Here is a 7683-nt window from a genome sequence, read left to right on the forward strand (position 1 = left end):
CGACACGAACGATGAGTATAACGGGGTGTTGAGGGCCGCTTACCCCGCCCCGGCCCTTCCGTCCCTGACCGCCAGTTCCATCAGCCGCGCGCCGGGCACGAGGAAGCGGTCCTCGCTGACTTCCGGCCCCATGCCGACCTGGCGCCGCAATTCGCGGTCCGTCGCGACCGTGATCGAGCGCTCGATCCCGATCATCACCATTGTCGCCATCGCCGTATCCGCACTTTCGGGGCGGGTTTCTCCATCCATCTGGCTCACCAGCAGCCCGATGACCGGCCGGGTGCTGTCGATGCGGTGCGCGAGCATGCGCTGGTCGCGCTGATCGGCCAGGGCATTGCGCATGTGCAGCAGGCGCGAATGCCGCAGCCAGAAATCGTGATAGGCGCGCACGAAGCGGTAGCAGCACTCGAACAGATCATCGTCCGGCCAGCGCTCGCGCAGCACCGTCAGATAGGATGTCTCCGCCGTCGCCATGACCGGCTCCAGCACCGCCAGAAGCAGTTCGGTGAGATCGGTGAAGTAATTGTAGAGCGAGGTCATGCCGAGCGATGCCCGCCGCGCCACAGAACTGAGCGTCACCGGCTCTTCCGGTGAATCGATCAGCTCGATCGCCGCGGCCAGGATCCGCTCACGCGTGACCCGGCCCTTGCGTCCCAGCTTCTGCCCGTTGAGGTTATGGCTTATCGAAGCACAGGAACTGGAAACCGCCTCTGCAAGCTGCGGGGGAAGCGCCGTGAGACTGGGCGCTTCCCGGCCCTTTTCATCCTCTCCCACACCCGTGTTCCGGTTCTGGCCGGTTCAGGCCGGTTCAGCCTGCCCCACCGGCCAGGCCAGCATCTTGATGTCAGTATATTCCTCGATCCCTTCGACGCCCCATTCGCGGCCCATGCCGCTGGCCTTGAAGCCGCCGAAAGGAATGTCACCGGCAATGCACATGCCATTGTTGACGCTCATCGAGCCAGTCTTCACCCGGCGCGCAATGGCGATTGCCCGGTCATGGCTGCCCGAAACGCCGCCCGAAAGGCCATAGGAGCTTTCGTTGGCAATACGGATGGCATCCTCGTCATCCTCATAGGGAATGACGACCAGCACCGGACCGAAGATCTCTTCCTGCGCGATGCGCATGTCGTTGGTGACATCGACGAAGCAGGTCGGCTCGACGAAGAAGCCATTGCCCTTGTCGGGACGGATATTGCCGCCCACGAGCAGCGTCGCGCCCTCTTCCTGCCCCAGATCGATGTAGCTCTTCACGCGCTCCATCTGCCGCCGCGAGACGACCGGGCCCATGATGTGCGCCGGATTGCCGATGTCGCCCCAGTTGTCGCCGAACTGGCCGTATGCGCCCTTGAGGATCGCCTTGGCTTCCTCGTAGCGGCTCTTGGGCACCAGCAGGCGCGAGTGCACCGCGCAGCCCTGCCCGGCGTGGAACACCAGCATCGACATCGCCACGTCCATCTGGAAATTGGGCGCATCGTCGAGCACGATCTTGGCCGACTTGCCGCCCAGTTCGAGGAACACGCGCTTCAGCGTGGGCGCGCCCTGCTCCATGATGCGCTTGCCGACGCCGGTGGAGCCGGTGAACGAGATCAGATCGACGCGCGGGTCCGTCACCAGCATTTCGCCCGCCAACGCCGGATCGGCACCGAAGACCACATTGATGACGCCATCAGGAAACCCGGCTTCCTTGGCCAGCTCACCAAAGATCGCGCCCATGCCCGGCGTATCCGGCGCGGGCTTGAGCACGACAGTGCAGCCCGCCAGCAGCGCGGCGATGACTTTGCCGATATTGACGTAGAGCGGCACGTTCCACGGGGTAATCGCACCGACCACGCCGACCGCCTCGCGCAGGCCCAGACGCTTGTGGATCATGCCGAACGCGGGCTTCTCGCCATAGTCCACTTCCCATTCGACCTGGGGGAACACGGCCATGTAATCGTCCCAGCCGTCGAGCGCCATATCGACATGGGCGCGGTTCACGGCACCCTGCGCGGCGCCTGCCTCGTGAATGGCGAGCTGGCCCAGCCGTTCGCGGTTCTGTTCGAACAGTTCGCGGTACTTCTTGAGCAGCGCCACGCGCTTTTCGGTGTTGGTGGACCAGTCGGTGGTGTCGAAAGCCCGGCGCGCCGCGGCGATCGCCGCGTTCACGTCCTCGGCGGTGGCATCGGCGGCCTTGCCGGCCGGTTCGCCGGTCCAGGGGCTGATCACGTCGAACGTGCCGCCTCCGGTCGCATCGCACAGCTTGCCGTCGATATAGAGCTTGGCATCAGGAAGAGTGGTCATCGGTAGATCCTTGGCAAGTGTCGAAATCAGGTAGACGGGCCGATCGGCCCTCAGGGTTTGCGGGCGCCGATCGTGACGTGGGAGAGCTTCACGTCCGGCGGCAGATCCAGCACCGCGCGGAACACGCCCGTCACCGAAGCGGAATGCGAAACCGGGCGGGTGCGCAGGTCGAGACCGTTCTTGGCGCAGCCCATGTGAAAGCGCATCGCGGCATCGCGGTCCCAGTTGGGAGCTTCCTTGCCCTCGTCGTACATCGGCCCGGCGCGCACGGTGGTCACGCGGATGCCCGATTCCTCCAGCTCGGCTTCGAGCGCGGAGCTGAACATTTCCAGCCCGGCCTTGGAGGTCTGGTAGAGCGAGAGCATCACGAAGGGCACCGCGATCGACTCGCTGCCGACATTGATGATCTGCGCGCCTGCTTCCATCATCGGAATGGCCGCGCGGCAGCAATAGATCGGGCCGTTGAGATTGGTGGCGATGATGCTGTCGATCTGCTTGTCGGTCGCTTCGGCCACAGTGAACGGTTCATAGATCGCCGCGTTGTTGATCAGCACGTCGATCTTGGGATGGACTTCGGCGATCTTCGCGAAAGCGGCGCGCACGGAATCGGCGCTGGCCACGTCGCACTCAACCGCCATGGCCGGAGCGCCCAGTTCCCCGGCAACGGCCTGAACCTTGGAGAAGGTCCGGCCAAGCAGGATCACGGTTTCCCCTTCGCCTGCAAAACGCTGCGCCAGAGCCTTGCCCATGCCCGAACCGGCACCGGTGATGACGATCGTCTTGCCCACAGTTCCTCCCAAAATCCTGTCCCTGCGGCTTCCATCCGGGGCGCCGCATCCATGCCGTTTGATTTCCAGCAAGATAGCCTCTCGGCAAGGACCTTCCTATCGCGCTCGCGATAGTTGGGCGGCGGTGCGCTCAGGCACGCGGGGGCGATACCGGCTCAGTCATCGGAGGCCGCAGGCTTGCCGGTGAGGTTTTCCAGTATCCTGTCGAGCGTATGCAGCAATTGCACCGTTTCCTCTTCCGAAACGCCCTCGAACGCCGCACGGGATGTTTCCACCGCCAGCGGCTGCAACCGGTCGATAATCTTGCGCCCCCGGCCTGTTAGGTAAAGCTGCCAGGCCCTGCGGTCGGCGGGATCGGCGCGGCGCTCGACCAGTCCGGCTTCCTGCATCCGGTCGATCATGCGGCCCGCCGTGATCGGCTCCACTTCGAGAAGCTCCGCCAGCCCGCCCTGCTTGATCCCCTCATGCCGCAGCAGCACGCTGAGCACCTGCCATTGCGGCCGCGTCACGCCGATCTCCCGCGCGCGCTCATCAAACGCGCGCCGCATCAGCCGCGCGACTTGTGCCAGGACCGTGCCCACCCTGCGTTCCATGGACACAGAATTAGTAGGCTTGCTTAGTATTGGCCAGACAATTCTTGACGGGTGTGCGACGTTGAGACTTTGGCCTGCCCGAAAGAATGAAAACGAAGCCTAACTTACACTCGTCGGCCCCGCGCAGGCGGGGATCCCGCTTCCTTTCCTTCCGCGACGCCAGCAGAAGGAAGCGGGATCCCCGCCTGCGCGGGGGCGACGAGAAAGGGAGATGCAAACTTCAGATCCAAGGAGAGCAAAACGCCCTCCTGCATCACGCTGGCTTGCGTTCCATATCGACGATCAGCCGGGTCAGCGTCTGGCGCGCGATTTTCCAGCCTTCGGCGGTGCGCACGCAAGTCTCGTGATAGTGGCCGTATCCGGTGAGCGCGAAGCCGTCCTTCACCACGCGGTCCTGCATGGCCCAGACCACTTCGGCCCGGTCGCCGTCGATCGTGATTTCGGGCGAATGGACATGATGCGCCGTCTTCGCGTCCGCCAGCGACTGGCTGACCATGGCGGCGAAGCGCTCGCGCCCTTCTTCCAGCGTGCCGCCGCTCGGGCGGGTGTCCATCACGCAGTCTTCGGTGAGGAGCGCCTTCCAGCCCTCCCAGTCCTTGGTATCGAGCAGGCGGCAATAGGCGGCCTTGAGATTGCAGATCGCCAGCCAGTCGGCGAAATCGGGCGTTCCCGTCATAGCCTCTCCCCTTTCCCGGCCGCCGCTCAGTCTGCAGCCGTATCCTTCAGCCGCTCGGCCGCCAGCTTGCGCAGTTCGGCGGTCTTGATCTTGGAACTGCCGGTGGTTTCCAGATCGCTTTCCGCCACGAACAGAACCCGGCGCGGCACTTTGTAGCTGGCGAGCTTCTCCTTGGCGAAATTGCGGATCGCCGCATCATCGAGGCTCGCGCCTTCATGCGGGACGATGCACGAGACGACGAGTTCGCCTAGCAGTTCGTCGGGCACGCCCACCGTCTGCGAGATCTTCACGCCCGGGCATTCGCGGATCACCGCATCGATCTCCAGCGGAGAGACATTGGCGCCGCCGGTCTTGATGATGTCGTTGAGGCGCCCTTCCCAATAGAGCCGCCCGTCCGCATCGACATAGCCGCCGTCGCTGGTGCGCAGGAAGCCTTCGTCGTCGACCGATTCCGAAAGCGGCACGCCGATATAGCCCATCATCAGCGTCGGGCCCTTCACCGCGATCTCGCCGCGCTCGCCCACCGGCACCGTCGCCCCGGTCAGCGGCTCGACGATCTTGATGATCGAACCGGCAGTCGGCAAGCCGTTGCTGCCGCGCGTTTCCTCGTCCGGGGTATTGGCCGGATAAGTCGTGATGAGCGTGAACGTCTCGGTATTGCCATAGGCCCATTCGGGCTGGCGCCAGGTCGAATGCACTGAGGGATGGCGGGCCAGCGGCGTGTGCATATCGACGTATTTCAGGCTCGAAAGATCGACATCGCCGTAGTTGGAGGCCCCTTCGAGCTGGGCCCACTGGTGCGGCCAGGCGACCGGCATCGTCACCTTCTCGCGGTCCATCAGCGTCAGCGCCTCTTCGGCATCGAACCAGCGCTGCAGCACCAGCGTGCCGCCCGAAGCCAGCGTCGAGCCCAGCCCCTGACAGAAATTGCCCGACCAGAAGAAGCCGTTGGCCGACCATGTGCGCGGCGCTTCCTCGAAACGGTACCACTGCGGCCAGCGCCAGGCCTGCAGGCAGGCGGCGCGGTTGGCCGAAAGGATGCCCTTGACCTTGCCGGTCGAGCCGGAACTGAACAGCAGGATGCCCGGATCGGCAGGCGCGATCTGCGCCGTGCGGGCCGCGATCAGCGCCGGATCGACCGCCGCGCCGCGCGACAGGAACGCCGCCGTGCCTTCGATAGCGCCCTGCCCCTCGTCGCTATCGATAAAGGCCACATGGTTCAGGAAAGGATAACGTTCGGAGGCCAGTGCGCCCGGCGCGCTGTTCGCCAGCAGCGGCTCCAGCCCGGTAAGGATGGCGCCAAAATCCTTCTTGAGCACCTTGCGCTCGGCCAGCAGCACCGAAACGCCCGATGCGGTCAGCACCTCGTCAAGTTCGGTGGGGGTGAAGAACGTGCTGATCGGCGTCGGCACGGCGCCTGCAAGGGCCGCGCCGAACACGTTGGAGAGAAACTCGGGCCGGTTGGTGGCGATCACGCCGACGCGGGTGCCCTTGCCAGTGCCGCAGGCGACCAGCGCGCGAGCCACGGCCATGCACTTGTCCCACAGCTCGGCATAAGTCCAGCGCACCACCTCGCCATCGAGGTGCAGCACCAGCGCTTCCTTCGGCCCGTGCGCCGCGCAGACATCGCGGATCAGGCCCGCCAGCGTCAGGGCGCCGATGCCCGGTTCCTCGGCAAGCGGAATACCGCGCACCACGGACATGCCGTCCACCACTTCGACCTTCGCTGCCATCTGTCCTGTCCCGTCCTGTGTCATCAGAGTATGGTGCACTTAGCCTGCCTGCCCCTCCGTTCGTCCCGAGCGAAGTCGAGGGATCGGTTCGAGCGGAGCCGAGAACCCTGCGAAGATGCCGACCTCGGCTACGCTCGGTCAAAGTCCCTCGACTTCGCTCGGGACGAACGGCGTGAGGGCAATCTTGATTCGGGCTTGATTCCGGCGAACCCGTAATGCCCCAAGCCAGAACGCCCGGCACCGCATGAGCGGCAACCGGGCGCACACCGGTTTTGCCCGGTCAGGCGTTCACATCAACGATGTAACGGCCCTTGACCTCGCCCGACATGAACTTCTTGGCCGCCTCGATCGCATCGCCAAGACCGATGGTCTGGCCAATGGTTTCGAGCGCCGCCGGATCGAGATCCTTGGCCAGACGGTCCCAGGCCTTCAGGCGCTTGGCCTTGGGCGCCATCACGCTGTCGATGCCGAGCAGCGAAACGCCGCGCAGGATGAACGGCATGACAGTGGCGGGCAAGTCCATGCCCTGCGCCAGACCGCAAGCCGCGACAGCGCCGCCATAACGCGTCTGCGCGCAGGCATTGGCGAGCGTGAAGCTGCCCGCGGTATCCACCACGCCAGCCCAGCGCTCCTTCTGCAGCGGCTTGCCCTTTTCGGACATTTCGGCGCGATCAATGATGGTCTCGGCGCCCAGCGTCTTGAGGTAATCGGCCTCGCCCGGCTTGCCGGTGAGCGCGGCGACCGAGAAGCCCAGTTTCTTGAGGAGGGCAATGGCCACCGAGCCAACGCCGCCGGTAGCGCCGGTCACGAGGACTTCGCCCTGCTCCGGCGTCACGCCCGCATCGATGAGCGCATCGACGCAGAGCGCGGCGGTGTAACCGGCGGTGCCGATTGCCATGGCCTGCGCAGGCGTGAAAGCGCCCGGCAGCGGCACCAGCCAGTCGCCCTTGAGCTTCGCCTTCTGCGCCAGCCCGCCCCAATGCACTTCGCCGACACCCCAGCCATTGAGGACCACCGTGTCCCCGGCCTTCCAGTCGGCATGGCTGCTTTCGGAGACGGTGCCGACAAGGTCGATCCCCGGCACCATCGGAAACTTGCGCACGACCGGCGAACTGCCAGTGATGGCGAGCCCATCCTTGAAATTGAGCGTGGAGAAGGCGACGTCGATGGTCACATCGCCTTCGGGCAGCGCGCTTTCATCGAGCTGTTGCAGGGTAACGGTCTGGCCTTCGTCGGTCTTGTCGATCACGATAGCGGAAAACATGGAGAACTCCCTTCCTCTCGGCGGCACCGCGCCCTTCGATCCCTCACGCAGGCAGACACCCCGTGCGGGAGCCCATCCACGATTTGCACCCCCTGCTGAAAAGGGATCAGGGCCGCCGCGTCAATGCCGATGCCGCGCGGCATCGCCTAGGCGAAGTGAGGCGGGGTGCGAGGCACTGTGGTGCACGTGGAATTCACAAGCGAATGTAGCGGTCGTTCGTTGCGATGACCGCCTTTCCCAGCGCGCGGAATTGGTGCTGCCTGCGAGAACAGGATGCCTGAAAGCAGCCATGCCGGAAAACCCCTCAGACTGTCCGAAAACTCGAAGAAGGATTCCCGCCTGGTTGGGG

The 7683-nt window shown here is 64.8% G+C and carries 7 protein-coding genes; all 7 read right to left on the reverse strand.

What is annotated here, in order from left to right:
- Positions 1-39 precede the first annotated feature (39 nt).
- Complete coding sequence (locus MTR66_RS16585; RefSeq protein WP_243923115.1) at positions 40-774, reverse strand: TetR/AcrR family transcriptional regulator; 735 nt, start codon at positions 772-774, stop codon at positions 40-42.
- A gap of 24 nt (positions 775-798) precedes the next feature.
- Positions 799-2280 carry an aldehyde dehydrogenase family protein gene (locus MTR66_RS16590; RefSeq protein WP_243923117.1) on the reverse strand — a complete coding sequence of 494 codons (1482 nt, stop codon included), beginning with the start codon at positions 2278-2280 and terminating at the stop codon, positions 799-801.
- Between the two features lie 50 nt (positions 2281-2330).
- The gene (locus MTR66_RS16595; RefSeq protein ID WP_243923120.1) at positions 2331-3068 is read right to left on the reverse strand and encodes an SDR family oxidoreductase; all 738 of its coding nucleotides are present in this window, start codon (positions 3066-3068) and stop codon (positions 2331-2333) included.
- Positions 3069-3223: 155 nt separating this feature from the next.
- Positions 3224-3661 carry a MarR family winged helix-turn-helix transcriptional regulator gene (locus tag MTR66_RS16600; protein ID WP_243923122.1) on the reverse strand — a complete coding sequence of 146 codons (438 nt, stop codon included), beginning with the start codon at positions 3659-3661 and terminating at the stop codon, positions 3224-3226.
- 253 nt (positions 3662-3914) lie between these two features.
- The gene (locus MTR66_RS16605) at positions 3915-4337 is read right to left on the reverse strand and encodes a nuclear transport factor 2 family protein (protein ID WP_243923124.1); all 423 of its coding nucleotides are present in this window, start codon (positions 4335-4337) and stop codon (positions 3915-3917) included.
- A 26-nt stretch (positions 4338-4363) separates the two neighbouring features.
- A complete protein-coding gene (locus tag MTR66_RS16610; RefSeq protein WP_243923126.1) occupies positions 4364-6070 on the reverse strand; it encodes a class I adenylate-forming enzyme family protein in 1707 nt (568 codons plus the stop codon).
- Positions 6071-6350: 280 nt separating this feature from the next.
- Entirely contained in the window at positions 6351-7334 is a 984-nt protein-coding gene (gene acuI / locus MTR66_RS16615; protein ID WP_243923127.1) for an acrylyl-CoA reductase (NADPH), read from the reverse strand.
- Positions 7335-7683 lie beyond the last annotated feature (349 nt).

Source organism: Novosphingobium beihaiense, assembly GCF_022832375.1.
Lineage (GTDB): Bacteria > Pseudomonadota > Alphaproteobacteria > Sphingomonadales > Sphingomonadaceae > Novosphingobium > Novosphingobium beihaiensis.

Coding starts and splice junctions, on each gene's coding strand:
- MTR66_RS16610 (WP_243923126.1), bottom strand. CDS start 6,070: ATGGCAGCGAAGGTCGAAGTGGTGGACGGCATGTCCGTGGTGCGCGGT.
- MTR66_RS16605 (WP_243923124.1), bottom strand. CDS start 4,337: ATGACGGGAACGCCCGATTTCGCCGACTGGCTGGCGATCTGCAATCTC.
- MTR66_RS16600 (WP_243923122.1), bottom strand. CDS start 3,661: ATGGAACGCAGGGTGGGCACGGTCCTGGCACAAGTCGCGCGGCTGATG.
- acuI (WP_243923127.1), bottom strand. CDS start 7,334: ATGTTTTCCGCTATCGTGATCGACAAGACCGACGAAGGCCAGACCGTT.
- MTR66_RS16590 (WP_243923117.1), bottom strand. CDS start 2,280: ATGACCACTCTTCCTGATGCCAAGCTCTATATCGACGGCAAGCTGTGC.